Annotated in this window: 13 protein-coding genes; 12 read left to right on the top strand and 1 reads right to left on the bottom strand. The window is 60.1% G+C overall.

The annotated features are described in order from the left end of the window. Nucleotides 1-85: 85 nt before the first annotated feature. Nucleotides 86-1,321, top strand: coding sequence for a Y-family DNA polymerase (locus CR254_RS09830; protein ID WP_097929686.1), 1,236 nt, complete (start codon nt 86-88; stop codon nt 1,319-1,321). A gap of 10 nt (nt 1,322-1,331) precedes the next feature. Here the strand turns inward: CR254_RS09830 and CR254_RS09825 are convergent, their stop codons facing one another. Next, nucleotides 1,332-1,754, bottom strand: coding sequence for a DUF4174 domain-containing protein (locus CR254_RS09825; RefSeq protein WP_097929685.1), 423 nt, complete (start codon nt 1,752-1,754; stop codon nt 1,332-1,334). A 175-nt stretch (nt 1,755-1,929) separates the two neighbouring features. Here CR254_RS09825 and scpA point away from each other — a divergent pair, with 175 nt between their 5' ends. The 11 genes from scpA (at nt 1,930) to CR254_RS09770 (ending at nt 16,381) form a co-directional block, all read left to right on the top strand. Continuing rightward, entirely contained in the window at nt 1,930-4,047 is a 2,118-nt protein-coding gene (gene scpA / locus CR254_RS09820; RefSeq protein ID WP_097929684.1) for a methylmalonyl-CoA mutase, read from the top strand. A 57-nt stretch (nt 4,048-4,104) separates the two neighbouring features. Further along, the gene (locus CR254_RS09815; RefSeq protein WP_097929683.1) at nt 4,105-4,617 is read left to right on the top strand and encodes a GNAT family N-acetyltransferase; all 513 of its coding nucleotides are present in this window, start codon (nt 4,105-4,107) and stop codon (nt 4,615-4,617) included. A gap of 4 nt (nt 4,618-4,621) precedes the next feature. Then, nucleotides 4,622-6,907: an NADP-dependent malic enzyme gene (locus CR254_RS09810; RefSeq protein ID WP_097929682.1), complete on the top strand. Its 2,286-nt coding sequence runs from the start codon at nt 4,622-4,624 to the stop codon at nt 6,905-6,907. Between the two features lie 109 nt (nt 6,908-7,016). Continuing rightward, nucleotides 7,017-8,909, top strand: a complete 1,893-nt coding sequence (locus tag CR254_RS09805) for an AMP-binding protein (RefSeq protein ID WP_097929681.1) — start codon at nt 7,017-7,019, stop codon at nt 8,907-8,909. Then, nucleotides 8,906-9,646 (top strand): response regulator, encoded by a 741-nt coding sequence (locus CR254_RS09800; RefSeq protein ID WP_180955959.1) that lies wholly within the window; start codon nt 8,906-8,908, stop codon nt 9,644-9,646. Before CR254_RS09805 ends, CR254_RS09800 begins: the two co-directional genes overlap by 4 nt. 51 nt (nt 9,647-9,697) lie before the next feature. After that, nucleotides 9,698-11,095, top strand: coding sequence for a sigma-54-dependent transcriptional regulator (locus tag CR254_RS09795; protein ID WP_097929679.1), 1,398 nt, complete (start codon nt 9,698-9,700; stop codon nt 11,093-11,095). A gap of 131 nt (nt 11,096-11,226) precedes the next feature. Beyond that, a complete protein-coding gene (locus CR254_RS09790) occupies nt 11,227-12,222 on the top strand; it encodes a BMP family lipoprotein (RefSeq protein ID WP_097929678.1) in 996 nt (331 codons plus the stop codon). A gap of 93 nt (nt 12,223-12,315) precedes the next feature. Further along, nucleotides 12,316-13,290 (top strand): BMP family lipoprotein, encoded by a 975-nt coding sequence (locus CR254_RS09785; protein WP_097929677.1) that lies wholly within the window; start codon nt 12,316-12,318, stop codon nt 13,288-13,290. A 128-nt stretch (nt 13,291-13,418) separates the two neighbouring features. Further along, nucleotides 13,419-14,402, top strand: a complete 984-nt coding sequence (locus tag CR254_RS09780) for a BMP family lipoprotein (RefSeq protein ID WP_097929676.1) — start codon at nt 13,419-13,421, stop codon at nt 14,400-14,402. 42 nt (nt 14,403-14,444) lie between these two features. Further along, a complete protein-coding gene (locus CR254_RS09775) occupies nt 14,445-14,870 on the top strand; it encodes a VOC family protein (RefSeq protein WP_097929675.1) in 426 nt (141 codons plus the stop codon). After that, on the top strand, nt 14,867-16,381 hold the full coding sequence (locus CR254_RS09770) for an ABC transporter ATP-binding protein (protein WP_097929674.1): 1,515 nt from the start codon (nt 14,867-14,869) through the stop codon (nt 16,379-16,381). Before CR254_RS09775 ends, CR254_RS09770 begins: the two co-directional genes overlap by 4 nt. Nucleotides 16,382-16,390 lie beyond the last annotated feature (9 nt).

Raw genomic sequence — 16,390 nt, 5'->3', positions numbered from 1 at the left:
AGGCAAGAGGCGCGTATCAGGGACTCCCGTTTGTTCGCTAAATGTTCTAGTGTGATGACCTCCCTGAGTCGTCCGGATCAGAGCAATGGAACCACAGGTCAGCACGCTGTTCTTCGACATGAATTCCTACTTCGCCTCGGTCTGGCAGGCGGAGGAACCGGCCCTGCGCGGTCGGCCCGTGGGCGTGGTCACGGTGAACGCACCGGGTGCCGCCCTGATCGCCGCCAGCCGCGAGGCAAAGCAGGCGGGCGTCACCGGTTTGATGCGGGTCTACGAGGCGAGAAAGATCTGCCCGGACATCGTATTGCGCGAGGCACAGCACGACCTGTTCGTGGATTACCATCACCGGATTATGCAGGCCGTGGATACGGTTATCCCGATTCACAAGGCATTTTCGGTGGACGAATTTTCCTGCCTGTTGACTGGTTCGCAACAGGGGTTGGCCAAGGCGTTGTCGATCGGGGCGGATGTACAGCGCGCGATCCTCGATCTGGTCAATCCGGCGTTGAATTGCTCGGTCGGGGTGGCCCCGAACAAGATGCTGGCAAAGGTTGCGGCGGCATTGCGCAAGCCGGGCCTCGACTGGCTGCATCCCAGCGTTATGCCGCAGAAAATCGCGCATCTGCGGCTCAAGGAACTGCCCGGTGTGTCCAAGGGGATTTTGCCCCGCTTGGCCGCGGCGGGCATCCACGATGTAACCGCATTGCACGCCATGTCGCCCAAGGCTGCGCGGCATTTGTGGCGGAACGTCGAGGGGGAGCGCTTCATCCGTCAGCTACAGGGCGAGCATGTGGAATATCCCGAAACGGCGCGGCACAGCTTTGGTCACGGGCAAATCCTGACACCACAAAACCGCACGCCCGAGGGGGCGCGACTGGTTGCCAGACGTCTGTTGGTCAAGGCGGCATCCCGTCTACGGCGCGAGGGGTTTTACGCTCGATCCCTGCATGTCGGTGTGAAATGCGAACGGCTGGGACGGCACAGCGCGGACTACAAAATCGCCTCGACGCAGGACAGCCTGACATTGCTGCGAATATTCGAGCGGTATTGGGACATGCTGCGGCTGGAATCACCGGTTTCGGTGACGGTGGCGCTAGGGGATTTGCAACCTGTTCAGCACGATACCGGCGATCTGTTCGCGGACCGCATTGCGGGCGAACCAACGGATGGCGAGGCGTTATGCGCCAGCATCGACCGGCTGAACGCGCTGTTCGGGCAGGACACGATCCGCTACGGCGAGCTGCCCCCGCACAAGGTCGCCTATACCGGTGCCAAAATCGCGTTCAACCGCATACCGGATCGCGCGGAATTCAAGGAATAGCAGCCCCCGCTTACTCCGCAACCGGGTTTGCATATTCCTGCAACCGCAATGCACGCTCTGCCCGCAATTCGTCCTGCCGCAAAGGTGTGCGGTCGATGACGCGGGTCAACTCGCGGATGGGGACGGGATCAGGCTTGCGGTATTTCACCTCGCCATCCTTGCCAATCAGAACCAGTTGGAAATCACGCGGATGGAACCTGTCACGCAGGGCGCTATCGGCATCGGTGTCAATGATTACAATGACATCGCGATCTTCCAAATCCCGCTCTGCCTGTTCGAAGGCGGCGATCTGTTCAACCACACGCGGGTCACGCGGGCTGTCGGCAAAGACGATCACGGGGCGTGCGACCCATAGATATTCGGCCAGCGGATCATCCTGTGCCGCAGCGGGCACCGCAATAACGGTAAGCACCGCAATAAGAGTTTTGAGCATGAAAGCTCCTTTCTGTTCAGAATATAGGCATTTTTTCGCCAGAGGGGAGGGAAAAGCGTGACTGAATTTCACCTAATCCACCGATTTGGCGGGGCGGCCACGCCCGATACCAACCTGCGACCCGCCGTGATGGAGCGTCTCGCCCACCGGCCCCACGCCATGAAGGAGACCTAGTATGACCGACTGGAAAAAGCTGGCCGAGAAAGAACTGCGCGGCCGCCCGCTCGACGATCTGACATGGAACACACCTGAGGGGATCGCGGTTAAGCCGCTATACACCGCCGATGATCTGGAGGGGCTGGACCATGTGGGCAGCACGCCGGGCCATGCGCCGTTCACACGCGGCCCACGGGCGACAATGTATGCGGGGCGGCCATGGACGATCCGGCAATATGCGGGCTTCTCCACGGCTGAGGAATCCAATGCTTTTTATCGCAAGGCGCTAGAATCCGGCCAGCAGGGCGTTTCCGTTGCCTTCGATCTGGCGACGCATCGCGGTTATGACAGCGACCACCCACGGGTGGAGGGCGATGTCGGCAAGGCAGGCGTGGCGATTGATAGCGTTGAGGATATGAAGATCCTGTTCGACGGTATCCCGCTCAAGGATATTTCCGTGTCCATGACGATGAACGGCGCGGTGATCCCTGTTCTGGCCAGCTTTATCGTGGCGGGGGAGGAGCAGGGATGCTCCATCGCGGACCTGTCAGGTACGATCCAGAACGATATCCTCAAGGAGTTTATGGTTCGCAACACCTATATCTATCCGCCCGAACCATCGATGCGGATCATCTCGGATATTATCGGGTACACATCCAGCAATATGCCGCGCTTCAACTCGATCTCGATCTCCGGCTATCACATGCAGGAGGCGGGCGCGAACCTGGTGCAGGAACTGGCGTTCACGCTGGCGGACGGGCGCGAATATGTGCGGGCGGCGATTGCGTCGGGCATGGATGTGGATGCCTTTGCCGGGCGGTTGAGCTTCTTTTTCGCCATCGGCATGAACTTCTTCATGGAGGCGGCAAAGCTGCGCGCCGCGCGCCTGTTGTGGACACGGATCATGGCGGAGTTCGAGCCGAAGAAACCGGGTTCATCCATGCTGCGCACCCATTGCCAAACCAGCGGCGTGTCCTTGCAGGAGCAGGACCCCTATAACAACGTGGTGCGCACAGCTTACGAGGCACTGGCCGCTGTTTTGGGCGGTACGCAATCGCTGCACACCAACAGCTTTGATGAGGCGATCGGCCTGCCCACCGCCCATTCCAGCCGCATTGCGCGCAACACGCAGCTGATCCTGCAAGAGGAAACCGGCATCACCAATGTCGTCGATCCACTGGCGGGCTCCTACTACGTGGAAAAACTCACCGCCGATCTGGCCGAGGAAGCGTGGAAAATCATCGAGGAAGTCGAGGAAATGGGCGGCATGACCAAGGCCGTCGCCTCCGGCATGCCCAAGCTGCGGATCGAGGAAGCCGCCGCACAGAAACAGGCCCGCATTGATCGCGGGCAGGAGATTATCGTCGGCGTGAACAAATATCGCCGCGATGAGGAAGAGCCGATTGACGTGCTGGACATCGACAACGTCGCGGTGCGTGCCAGCCAGATCGAGCGGTTGGAGCAAATCCGCGCCACCCGCGATCAGGCTGCCTGTGATGCGGCATTGGCCGGATTGGAGGAGGCCGCACGGGGCAACGGCAATCTGCTGGCCGCCGCGGTTGAGGCCGCCCGCGCCCGCGCCAGCGTAGGGGAGATTTCGGACGCGATGGAAAAGGTATTTGGACGCCACCGCGCCGAGGTCAAAACCCTCGCCGGTGTGTATGGCGCCGCCTATGAGGGCGACGAGGGCTTCGCCCAAATCCAGCGCGACGTGGAGAGCTTCGCGGAGGAGGAGGGCCGCCGCCCCCGTATGCTGGTGGTGAAAATGGGGCAGGACGGCCACGACCGTGGTGCCAAGGTTATCGCTACCGCCTTTGCCGATATCGGGTTCGACGTCGATGTTGGCCCACTGTTCCAAACGCCTGAGGAGGCAGCGCAGGACGCCGTTGATAACGATGTGCATGTCATCGGTATTTCCTCGCAGGCGGCAGGGCACAAAACGCTGGCCCCGAAGCTGGTCGCGGCGCTAAAGGCGGCTGGCGCGGGGGATATCCTCGTGGTTTGTGGTGGCGTGATCCCGCAGCAGGATTACCAATTCCTGTATGATGCAGGCGTTAAGGCGATCTTTGGCCCCGGCACCAACATCCCCGACGCGGCTGCCAATATTCTAAAGCTGATTGCTGAGGCACGCGGCTGACCAAATGCAAAAACTCCTGACCGTATTGCCGGTGAGGGGTCCACAGAAAGTCCGATCATGAACATCTGCCAAGCTGACCCCACCACGCCCGAGGCCGTTGCCGTTTTGCAGCAGAGTTGGAATCTGCTGGACGCCATGTTCCCGCCCGAGGAACGGTTCCGCTTGGATCTCGGCAGCTTGACCGCGCCGCATGTCACCTTTTTCCTCGCGCGGGATGGTGAGCAGGTGACGGGCTGCGCCGCCTTTGCCCATCAGGGTGACGGGTGGGGCGAGCTGAAATCGATGTTCGTGACCGAGGGCGCCCGTGGCTCCGGCGCGGCAACTGGATTGCTGAACGCGGTGCAGGATTGCGCCATGGCCAAGGGGTGCAATCTGCTGCGGCTGGAAACCGGTGTCGGGCTGGACGCGGCGCATCGGTTCTACGCGCGTGAGGGCTTTATCCGCATCGGTCCGTTCGGAACCTATCCCGACGCGCCCAGCTCGGTTTTCATGGAGAAGAATCTTGCGCGGGATTCGGATGACGCGGCGGCAGCGGGGCGTTACGTCATGACCAACGACGTAAAGGGATAGTTTGATGACCGACGATAATAAGGCGAACAAGGATGCGTTCCGGCAGGCCGCGCTGGATTACCATGAGTTTCCGCGCCCCGGTAAGCTGGAGATTCGCGCCACCAAGCCGTTGGCAAACCAGCGTGATCTGGCACGCGCCTATTCGCCGGGCGTGGCCGAGGCGTGTCTGGAGATCAAGGAAGACCCCGCCACCGCTGCGAAATACACAGCCCGTCAGAACCTTGTCGCTGTGGTGACGAATGGCACGGCGGTTCTGGGCCTGGGCAATATCGGCGCGCTGGCCTCCAAACCGGTGATGGAGGGCAAGGCGGTTCTGTTCAAGAAGTTCGCCAATATCGATTGCTTCGATATCGAGGTGAACGAGAGCGACCCCTATAAACTGGCCGATATCGTCACCTCGCTGGAGCCGACATTCGGTGCGATCAACCTTGAGGATATCAAGGCGCCCGATTGCTTTATCGTGGAAAAGCTGTGCCGCGAGCGTATGAACATTCCCGTGTTCCACGACGATCAGCACGGCACCGCAATCGTGGTTGGTGCCGCAGCCCTGAACGCGACACGCCTGACGGATCGTAAGTTCCAGGATATCAAGGTCGTGTCCACCGGCGGCGGCGCTGCCGGTATTGCCTGCCTGAACATGCTGCTGGCGCTGGGCGTGCAGCGTAAGAACGTGTTCCTGTGCGATCTGGCCGGTTTGGTTCATGAGGGCCGTGAGGAGGACATGACTCCGCAAAAGGCTGATTACGCGCAGCCCGGCGGACCGCGTGCTCTGGACGATGTGATCGAGGGGGCAGACCTGTTCCTCGGCCTGTCCGGCCCGAATGTGCTAAAGCCTGAAATGGTTGCCAAGATGGCGGACGCCCCGATCATTCTGGCCTTGGCCAACCCGAACCCCGAGATCGACCCCGCCGCTGCGCGCGCCGTCAAACCCGATGCGCTGATCGCCACGGGCCGTTCGGATTACCCCAATCAGGTGAACAACGTCCTGTGCTTCCCGTTCATCTTCCGCGGGGCGCTGGATGTTGGCGCGACCGAAATCAACGAGGCGATGAAGGTCGCCTGTGTTGAGGGGATTGCGGAGCTAGCACGCGCATCCTCCAGCGCCGAGGCCGCCGCCGCCTATCAGGGTGAGCGTCTGGTCTTTGGCCCCGAATACCTGATCCCCAAACCGTTCGACCCCCGCCTGCTGGCCGTGGTTGCCGGTGCAGTGGCCAAGGCGGCGATGGAAAGCGGTGTCGCCACCCGCCCTGTCGCGGATCTGGACGCGTATAAGGATCAGCTGGACGGCTCCGTCTATAGGTCCGCGCTGATTATGAAGCCGGTTTTCGAGGCATCGCGCAGCACTTCACGCCGCATCGTCTTTGCCGAGGGTGAGGATGAGCGCGTGCTGCGTGCCGCCTATGCCATGTCCGAGGAAACAACAGATCGCCCCGTTCTGATCGGTCGCCCCGACGTGATCGCCACCCGCGCTGCGCGCAGTGGCATACCGCTAAAGGCCGACGATTTCGAGATCGTGAACCCCGAAAACGATCCCCGCTATCGGGATTATTGGGAAACCTATCACGGCATCATGGCGCGCAAAGGTGTGACCCCCGATCTGGCCCGCGCCATCATGCGTACCAACACCACCGCCATTGGCGCGGTGATGGTGCATCGTGGTGAGGCGGACAGCCTGATCTGCGGCACATTCGGTCAATATCTGTGGCACCTGAACTACATCGAGCAGGTTCTGGGCGGGCAGGAGCGTAAGCCGACAGGCGCGCTCAGCCTGATGATCCTGGAAACCGGCGCGCTGTTCGTGGCCGATACCCATGTGCATCCAGAACCCACAGCCGAGGAGATTGCAGGCATCGTAATTGGTGCTGCACGGCACGTGCGCCGCTTTGGTCTGGAGCCGAAAATCGCGCTGTGCTCACACTCGCAATTCGGCAATCTGGATACGGAAAGCGGACGGCGGATGCGGGCTGCGTTGCAGATGCTGGACAGCCAATCGCTGGATTTCCAATATGAGGGCGAGATGCATTCGGATGCAGCGCTGGACCCGGAACTGCGGGCCCGCCTGTTCCCCGACAGTCGTTTGCAGGGCGCGGCCAACGTGCTGGTCTTTGCCAATGCGGATGCGGCCTCGGGCGTGCGGAATATCCTGAAGATCAAGGCGGGTGGCCTAGAGGTTGGCCCGATCCTGATGGGCATGGGCAACCGCGCGCATATCGTCACCAGCTCCATCACCGCACGCGGGTTGCTGAATATCTCGGCGCTCGCCGGAACGCCGGTCGCCTCATATGGCTGACCGCCGCGTCTGAGCGGGCGCAAATACCTGACTATTTGGACCGGCGGCGCAAGATCGCCGGCCAAGCCACCCGCCAAAGGGTGGACCCTAAACCAGAGAGGAAACATTCATGTCGTACCGTGACACTTACGCCGCTGCGCAGTCTGACCCGGATGCGTTTTGGTTGCAGCAGGCCCAGTCGATTGACTGGCTATCCGCACCGACCACCGGTTATGACGCTGCCAGCAATACTTGGTTCGCGGATGCGATGGGCAATACGTGCTATAATTGCATAGACCGCCATGTCGAGGCGGGACGCGGCACGCAAATCGCCATCATCTATGACAGTCCTGTCACGAATGTTGTTGAGCATATCAGCTATGCTGACCTGCTGGATCGTGTGTCGCGACTGGCGGGCGTTTTGCATGAACGTGGCGTGCTTAAGGGCGACCGCGTTGTGATCTATATGCCAATGGTGCCAGAGGCCATGATCGCCATGCTGGCCTGTGCACGGATCGGTGCCGTCCACTCGGTTGTTTTTGGTGGATTCGCAGCGCCCGAACTGGCCGTGCGGCTGGATGATTGCGCGCCAAAGGCCGTCATCGCAGGTTCCTGCGGGATCGAGCCGGGGCGCGTGGTGCATTACAAGCCCCTGCTGGATGCCGCGATTGAACTGGCGCAGGAGAAGCCCGAATTCTGCCTGATCCATCAGCGTGATCACGGTGCGGCCGATTTGGTTGTCGGTCGCGACTTCGATATGCTGGATGAGATGAGCCGCGCCGACCCCGCGCCATGCGTGCCGGTTGCAGGCTCCGATCCGGCCTATATCCTGTATACGTCTGGCACCACAGGACAGCCCAAGGGGGTTGTTCGTCCTACGGCGGGCCACATGGTTGCGCTGAACTGGTCGATGAAAAACATCTATGATGTGGGCACGGGCGATGTGTTCTGGGCCGCGTCCGATGTGGGCTGGGTCGTGGGGCATTCCTATATCTGCTACGGCCCGCTGCTGGCCGGCTGCACGACTGTTGTGTTCGAGGGAAAGCCGGTGGGCACCCCCGATGCGGGCACCTTCTGGCGGGTGATTGCGGATCATAAGGTTAAGAGCTTTTTCACCGCGCCCACAGCATTCCGCGCGATCAAGCGGGATGATCCAAAGGGTGAGCATGTCGGCCGCTATGACCTCAGCCACCTCAAAACGCTGTATTTCGCGGGGGAGCGTGCAGACCCTGATACCGTGAACTGGGCGGGTGATCTGCTGGGCGTGCCTGTGGTGGATCACTGGTGGCAGACCGAAACCGGTTGGGCAATTGCGGCCAATCCCATCGGGTTGCAGGCGCTGCCGATCAAGGTAGGATCACCCTCTGTTGCGGTGCCCGGATATGATATCCAAATCCTGTCGCCTGAGGGTGAGCAGATGCCCGCCGGTGAGCTGGGCGCGGTTGCGATCAAATTGCCACTGCCGCCGGGTACGTTGCCGACCCTGTGGAATGCGGATGAACGGTACAAGAAAAGCTATCTCAGCACCTTCCCCGGATATTACGAAACCGGCGATGCGGGCATGATCGATGAGGACGGATATCTGTACATCATGGCTAGGACCGATGATGTCATCAACGTGGCGGGGCATCGTCTGTCCACCGGCGCGATGGAGGAAATCCTTGCCGGACACCCCGATGTAGCGGAATGTGCGGTTATTGGTGCGGCTGACGCGCTAAAGGGTCAGTTGCCGATCGGGTTCCTGTGCCTAAGCCGTGGTGTTGATCGCCCCGAGGCGGAAATCGTCGCGGAATGTGTTGCACGGGTGCGCCAGGTGTTGGGGCCGGTTGCGGCCTTTAAATCGGCGGTCGTGGTGGAACGGTTGCCAAAGACAAGATCGGGCAAGATCCTGCGCGGTATCATGGCGCGGATTGCCGATGGAACGGAGTATAAGATGCCCGCCACAATCGACGACCCCGCGATCCTGTCCGAGATTTCGGATGCGTTATCGCGCTTGGGCTATGCAGGCGGGAAGTCCGGTTGACGTCTCCGCTTATTTTAACTGATCTGCGCGTCCTCGTGGCCGAGGACGACGCAGCCAATCTGGATGTCGTTTCGCAAATGCTCGCGCGTCTTGGCGCGGCTGTGACCACTGCGCGCAACGGCGTGACTGCATTGGAACGGATTAAATCTGACCAGCCCGACATCGTTATGCTGGATATCGAAATGCCAGAAATGTCGGGACTGGACGTTCTGCGCACATTACGTGGTGCGCCGGAACGGCCAACGATGATCTGCCTGACCGCCCATGTCGAACCGGATTATGTTGAACGGGTCTACGAGCTGGGCGCGGATGGCGCGATAGGTAAGCCGCTCCGCTCGATCGAGGCGCTGGGACGGCGGGTGTTGGAAATTCACACGGGCAGGACGCAGCCGGACGACGTACCGGTTCTGGATCATGCCGTGTTCGATGTCTTGGCCGAGGCAATGGGTCCGACGGTCCTGGTCCAGCTTGCCACACAACTAAACGCGGATTTGAACCGCTGCGATGCGGCACTGGTGCAGGCGATTGCAGAGGGGGCGTTGGATAAGGTGCGCGCGCAGACCCATATCCTGACAGGTGTTGCAGGATCGGTGGGCGCGTCGCGGTTGGCGGTGCTGTCGGCGCAGCTGAATGCGGCGGCACATGGAACGGATGACGTTGCCCTGCGTTCCTTGGCCCCGCAATTGCGAGTGGAGATTGATGCGTTGATGCAGGCTCTGATGGAGCGGTCGCCCTAGGCGATAATTTCCTGTCTGGAACCGTCGCGAGCATCGCGCTAGTGTAATTATATGACAAATACTCTCCTTTTGGTTGAAGATACGCCTTCACTCTCTCTGGTCTATGAGTCCGTGTTGAAGAGAAGCGGGTATCAGGTCGATTGTGTCTTCACTGCCCGTGACGCGCGGCGCACCTTTGATCCGGAACGGCATGGCGTTGTTTTGCTGGATATGATGCTGCCTGATGGCAAGGGGCAGGACATCCTGACATGGATCAAGGAACGCTCGCCCGATACGCGCGTGATCGTGATTACGTCGAACGGATCGGTCCAGGTCGCGGTGGAGGCAATGCGTCTGGGTGCCGCTGATTTCCTGGTGAAACCTTTTGACGAAAGCCGTCTGCGCAATGCCGTCGCCAATGCACAGCAGGGCGAGGATGTGACCGTTCCGGATATTGTCGCGGCGCAGGATACTTCCCCCCCGCTTGAGGGGTTCATCGGTCAAAGCCGCCAGATGCGCGATATCTATCAAACGGTTCGGCTGATCGGGCGATCCACCGCCACCGTGTTCGTTACGGGCGAAAGCGGTACCGGTAAGGAGGTCTGCGCCCACGCGATCCACGCCAATTCCAAACGCGCAGACGGGCCGTTCATACCGCTGAACTGTGGGGCGATCCCTGCCAGCTTGCTCGAATCAGAGGTATTCGGCCACCTGAAGGGATCGTTCACCGGTGCGATTTCTGACAAGGAGGGTGCAGCGACCGCAGCGGATGGCGGCACGTTGTTCCTCGATGAAATTTGCGAAATGGACCTGAACCTGCAAACCAAATTGCTGCGGTTTATCCAAAGCTCAACGGTGCAGCCGGTCGGTGCCACTCGGGCGCGTAATGTTGATGTGCGTATCCTGTGCGCCACAAACCGTGATCCGAAACGAGAGGTGGACGAGGGCCGTTTCCGTGAGGATCTGTTCTACCGCCTGCACGTGGTTCCGGTGCATTTACCGCCGCTGCGCGAACGGGGCGATGACGTGAATCTGATTGCGCAGGACGCGCTGTCGCGGTTCTCGCATGAGGAGGGGAAGCAGTTTCGGACACTGTCGACCGAGGTGCAGGAACTCTTTCGCACATTGGAGTGGCGCGGAAATGTGCGCCAATTGTTGAACGTGGTGCGCAACGTGGTGGTGCTGCATGACGGACAGGTCGTCACACGCGAAATGCTGCCGCCCGATCTGGTCAGGCGTACACCATCCGTGGTGGGCGATGCGGCGCCACGGGTCATTACCGCCGATAACGCCTTGAACGCATTGGTTGGTCGCAATCTGGCCGATATGGAACGCAGCTTTATCGAGGCCACAATTGCCGCCTGTGACGGGTCGATCCCGCGCGCCGCACGCATGTTGGAGATCAGCCCCTCAACGCTGTATCGCAAGCGTGAAGCATGGGAACGCGCCGCACATGGGGCCACTGGCTGACCCTGCGGAACCTCATTAGCCCTTGAAAGCCGTTCGGGAATACGGTGCAGTGCGTCACGCCTCGGCTTGACCGAGCACTCAATTCAGAGCGACGCAGCATAGTGTCGCGAAAAAACAGGAAGAGGTTTCGTATGAAAAAGACCCTTGTCGGCGCCGCCGTAGCATCGCTGATCGCTGCATCCGGTGCATTTGCAGATGATATCATGCCAGCAGTTGTTTACGATCTGGGCGGTAAATTCGACCAGTCGTTCAATCAGGCCGCCTATACCGGCGCGGAGCGTTTTCTGGAGGAAACAGGAATCGAATATCGCGACTTCGAAATCCAGAACGATGCCCAGCGTGAGCAGGCCCTGCGCCGCTTCGCCCAGCAGGGTCACAACCCGATCATCGCCATCGGCTTCTCGCATGGTGCAGCGGTAGACAAGGTTGCAGCGGAATTCCCGGACACCGATTTCGCAATCGTGGACATGGTTGTTGAGCAGCCAAACGTGCGTTCCATCGTGTTCAAGGAGCAAGAGGGTTCGTATCTGGCTGGTGTTGCGGCGGCTATGGCCTCCGAATCCCAGGCAGTCGGCTTTGTCGGCGGCATGGATATCCCGCTGATCCGTAAGTTCGAGTGTGGCTTCCTCGGCGGCGCACGCTCCGTGAACCCTGACATCGAATTCATCGGCAACATGACCGGCACGGACGGTTCCGCATGGAACAACCCGACACGTGGTGATGAGCTGGCACGCTCGCAATTCGCACGCGGCGTTGATGTTGTGTACCACGCAGCAGGCGGCACCGGAGTTGGCGTTCTACAGGCTGCTGCGGATGAGGGTCTGCTGGGTATCGGCGTCGATTCCAACCAGAACGGCATGCATCCCGGCTCGATCCTGACCTCCATGCTCAAGCGTGTGGACAATGCAGTCTTCGACTCGTTCACTGACGCGATGAACGGCGAATTCTCCTACGGCTTCGACGTGAACGGTCTGGCTGAGGAGGGCGTTGGCCTTGCTCTGGACGAAAATAACGAGGAACTGATGACCGGTGAGATCCTTGCGGCTGTTGACCTTGCCCGTCAGCAAATCGTAAGCGGCGAAGTATCGGTGCATGATTACACCGCTGACGGTGCCTGCCCTTACTGATCCCAACGGATTACATGAGTTAGTGGGGGGCAGGTCCGATGGGCCTGCCCCCTTGCCGTTTGGATTTACGTTTCACCTCAACGGAGGGGCCACATGTTTTCTCTGCGCATTTCTGCCGCATTACTGGTTTGCACCTCGGTCCCTGCCTTGGCAGATCCCGCGATTGTCTATTCGGTTGGTGGAAAATTCGATGCGTCGTTTAACGAGGCAGCATGGCGTGGGGCGGAACATTGGGCGATGGAAACCGGCGGAAATTACGGCGAGTTCGAGATTGGCGGCACCGCCCAATCCGAACAGGCGCTACGTGCCTTTGCCCGCCGTGGCTTTGATCCAGTTGTGGCGATTGGATATTTGCACGCAGATGCACTGGCCAAGGTTGCAGCGGAATTTCCGGACACACGATTTGCCATTGTCGATATGGTTGTGGACGCGCCCAACGTGATGTCGGTGGTGTTTCGGGAGCATGAGGGCAGCTATATCACCGGCGCAATGGCCAGCATGGCCAGCGATAGCGGCGTGATCGGTTTCGTCGGCGGGATGGATATCCCCCTGATCCGACGGTTCGAATGCGGCTACCGGCAGGGCGCAGCGGCGCAGAGCAGTGACACACAGGTTATCGTGACGATGACGGGCACAACGCCGGACGCATGGGCCGATCCGGTGCGTGGCGCGGAAATCACCCGTGGCCAAATGGCCGAGGGCGCCGATGTCGTGATGCAGGCGGCGGGCGGCACAGGTATCGGCGTTTTACAGGCGGCGGCGGATGCGGGAATTCTGGGCATCGGCACTGATTCGAACCAGAACGCTTTGCATCCCGGCTTTGTCCTGACCTCCATGCTCAAGCGTATTGATGTTGCGGTGCAGGAGGCATTTGATGATGACGTTTGGGCCCCCGGCGTCCGGTCGCTGGGCATAGCGGAGGGCGGGCTGTCCATTTCGATGGACGAAAGCAACGCTGCGTTAGTTTCGGATGAGATGAAGGAGATGGCCGATTTGGCCGCCCGCTCCATTGCGGGAGGGGAAATTGTCGTGCATGACATCTATACAGATGGCGACTGCCCTTTCTAATAATTTGACCATTCGGTCACTTTTCTGACACAGGTGGCGCCTAATTCTACGTCAGCCCTTCTATGGCCTGTTGCGCGGATGCTGCACGTGCGAATATGACGCGTGCACGTACCGTCCGGAGAGAAAAGATGCGCCTTACCCCTGTATTTTCCGCCTTAATGCTATGCGCTGCTCCGGTTTTTGCCGATGGGCCGGTGCTGTTTTACGATGGCGGTGTGAAGCTGGACGCCTCGTTTAACGAGAGCGCATGGAACGGTGCGGAATTGTACCGTGAGACTGAGGGCGGCACCTATGCCGAGGTCGTCATGCCCGACGGTGCGGATCGTGCCGAAATGCTGCGCGATTATGCACGGCAGGGGTTTGAGCCGATTATCGCGATCGGGTTCCTGTACGGTGATGCCGTCGCAGAGGTCGCACCAGAATTTCCCGAGCTTGATTTCGCCATCGTTGATATGGTCGTCGACCAGCCCAATGTGCGCTCCGTTGTGTTTCGTGAGCAAGAGGGCAGCTACCTGATGGGCGTCATGGCTGCATCGGCCAACGAAACCGGCACAATCGGGTTTGTTGGCGGAATGGACCTGCCAATCATCCGTAAATTCGCCTGCGGTTATGTCGGCGGCGCGCGCGCGGTGAACCCCGATATGGAAGTGTTGATCGAGATGACGGGCGACACGCCTGCCGCCTTTAACAACCCGGAGCGGGGCGAGGAAATCGCGAACGCACAAATCGCTGCGGGCGCGGACGTGATCTATCACGCATCCGGCGGCACGGGCGTCGGTGTTCTGGGCGCTGCTGCACAGGCAGGCATTTACGGCATCGGCGTGGATATGAACCAGAACGGCATGCAGCCCGGTTCGGTTCTGACCTCGATGCTCAAGCAAGTGGACTATGCCGTCTACTTCGCGCTCAAGGATTATGCCGACGGCAACTACACTTACGGTGTGCAGAGCCTCGGGCTGGAGGATCGCGGTGTGGGTTATGCTGTGGATGCGAACAACCAGTATCTCGTTAACCGGTCCATGATTGCCGAGGTGGAAACCCTGTCCTACCAGATCATCTCGGGCGAACTGTCCGTGCATGACTTTACGACCGATGGCGTGTGTCCTTACTAAAAGACCTTGCCAGACTGGACCAGTTGGTCAAAAATTAACGGTATGAACGTTAATCCTCCTGAGCGCCCACCCTTCCAAATCGGAGGGCTGGGCGAAATTGCAATCCGTTGCCGCGATATGCCTGCGATGCGCGCCTTTTATGGCGGACTTCTGGGGTTGCAGCTGTTGGCGGAACGTCATGCAGGATTGGTCTTTTATGATCTGGGCGCAGGTATTGCAGGACACAGGCAGGTCTTGGCCCTGTTCACGGGCGATGCGGGGACAACCGGAGCATCATCGGTGCTGCACCATATCGCGCTGGGAATGACCCCGCAGGATCAGGAACAGGCCATGGCGTGGTACGAAACTCACCAACAACCTTACCATATTGAACATTTTGATTGGATCGGCTGGCGCGGGGTCTTCACGAAGGACCCCGAAGGCAATACCGTCGAGCTTGTCGCAAAGCTGAAGGAACCCGCGCCATGACAGCACCCGCTATCCAGCTACAGGGCATATCAAAGAGTTTTGGTGCCGTTCATGCCAATCGTGACATCGACCTAAAGGTTGATAAGGGCACGATCCACGGCATCATCGGTGAAAACGGTGCCGGTAAATCCACCCTGATGTCGATCCTTTACGGGTTCTATCAGGCGGATCGCGGCACGATTGCCGTGGATGGCCAGCAGGTCACGATCAAGGATTCCGACGCCGCCATCGGGCTGGGCATCGGGATGGTGCACCAGCACTTTATGTTGGTCGAGCCGTTCACCGTTCTGGAAAACGTCATGCTGGGGGCCGAGGGCGGCGCGCTGCTGAACAAGGGGCGGGCGCAGGCGCGCAAGGAATTGCAGCGGCTTGAGGAAGAATATGAGCTGAACGTCGATCCTGACGCCATCGTCGGCGATTTGCCCGTCGGTTTGCAGCAGCGGGTCGAGATTCTAAAGGCGCTGTATCGCGGCGCTGAAATCCTGATTCTGGATGAGCCGACAGGCGTGCTGACACCGGATGAGGCGGATCACCTGTTCCGTATCCTTGGTCAGTTGCGCGCGCAGGGTAAGACGGTTCTGCTGATCACGCATAAGCTGCGGGAAATCATGGCGATCACCGATGACGTGTCGGTCATGCGGCAGGGTCAGATGGTTGCCACACGCCACACCGCTGATACAGGGGTGGAGGAACTGGCCGAACTGATGGTCGGTCGCCGCGTCTTGCTGCAAGTGGACAAGGGTGAGGCACAGCCCGGCGCGACCAAGCTGGAGGTCCGCAACCTGGAGGTCGTTGACGAAATCGGCGTGCGTCGGGTCAAGGATGCCAGCTTTACCGTGCGCGCGGGCGAAATCGTCGGCATTGCGGGCGTTTCGGGCAATGGTCAGTCCGAGCTGCTGGAGGCAATTGCAGGCATCGGCCCGATTGCGAGTGGCGAGGTCGAGCTGTTCGATATCGAGGGCGACCCCACCAAATGGCGCCCGCAACACGGTCTGGGCCACGTGCCTGAGGATCGCCACCGGATGGGCCTCGTGACCAAATTCACGGCCCGCGAAAACACGATTCTGGGCTATCAACGCGACGCGGAATTCGGCTCGGGCCTATTTCTGGATCAGGCCGCAGTGCTAGAGGCATCGAAGGCGCAGATGGAACGCTTTGACGTGCGCCCCCCTGATCCCAGCCTGAAGGCCGCGAATTTTTCAGGCGGCAACCAACAGAAAATCGTCCTCGCGCGTGAGATTGAGCAAGATCCCGACGTCCTGATCATCGGTCAGCCAACACGCGGTGTTGATGTGGGCGCGATCGAATCCATCCACCGCCGTTTGATTGAGCTGCGCGACAGCGGCAAGGCGATCCTGCTGGTCAGTGTGGAGCTGGACGAAATCCGCGCTCTGTCCGACCGTATCCTCGTGATGTTTGCGGGCGAAATCATGGGCGAGGTCGGGCCAGAGGCCAGCGAACGCGAAATCGGCCTGCTGATGTCCGGCGTCCGGGCCGAGGACGCGGCATGATGCGAGCAG

Origin of the sequence: Pontivivens marinum (assembly GCF_900231835.1) — a bacterium.
GTDB classification, from domain to species: domain Bacteria; phylum Pseudomonadota; class Alphaproteobacteria; order Rhodobacterales; family Rhodobacteraceae; genus Pontivivens; species Pontivivens marinum.
Note: the sequence above shows the minus strand (reverse complement) of the source record. Positions and strands in the feature narration are given on the sequence as shown.

Coding starts and splice junctions, on each gene's coding strand:
- CR254_RS09805 (WP_097929681.1), top strand. CDS start 7,017: ATGTCGTACCGTGACACTTACGCCGCTGCGCAGTCTGACCCGGATGCG.
- CR254_RS09790 (WP_097929678.1), top strand. CDS start 11,227: ATGAAAAAGACCCTTGTCGGCGCCGCCGTAGCATCGCTGATCGCTGCA.
- CR254_RS09830 (WP_097929686.1), top strand. CDS start 86: ATGGAACCACAGGTCAGCACGCTGTTCTTCGACATGAATTCCTACTTC.
- CR254_RS09770 (WP_097929674.1), top strand. CDS start 14,867: ATGACAGCACCCGCTATCCAGCTACAGGGCATATCAAAGAGTTTTGGT.
- CR254_RS09775 (WP_097929675.1), top strand. CDS start 14,445: ATGAACGTTAATCCTCCTGAGCGCCCACCCTTCCAAATCGGAGGGCTG.
- CR254_RS09795 (WP_097929679.1), top strand. CDS start 9,698: ATGACAAATACTCTCCTTTTGGTTGAAGATACGCCTTCACTCTCTCTG.
- CR254_RS09780 (WP_097929676.1), top strand. CDS start 13,419: ATGCGCCTTACCCCTGTATTTTCCGCCTTAATGCTATGCGCTGCTCCG.
- CR254_RS09785 (WP_097929677.1), top strand. CDS start 12,316: ATGTTTTCTCTGCGCATTTCTGCCGCATTACTGGTTTGCACCTCGGTC.
- CR254_RS09810 (WP_097929682.1), top strand. CDS start 4,622: ATGACCGACGATAATAAGGCGAACAAGGATGCGTTCCGGCAGGCCGCG.
- scpA (WP_097929684.1), top strand. CDS start 1,930: ATGACCGACTGGAAAAAGCTGGCCGAGAAAGAACTGCGCGGCCGCCCG.
- CR254_RS09815 (WP_097929683.1), top strand. CDS start 4,105: ATGAACATCTGCCAAGCTGACCCCACCACGCCCGAGGCCGTTGCCGTT.
- CR254_RS09825 (WP_097929685.1), bottom strand. CDS start 1,754: ATGCTCAAAACTCTTATTGCGGTGCTTACCGTTATTGCGGTGCCCGCT.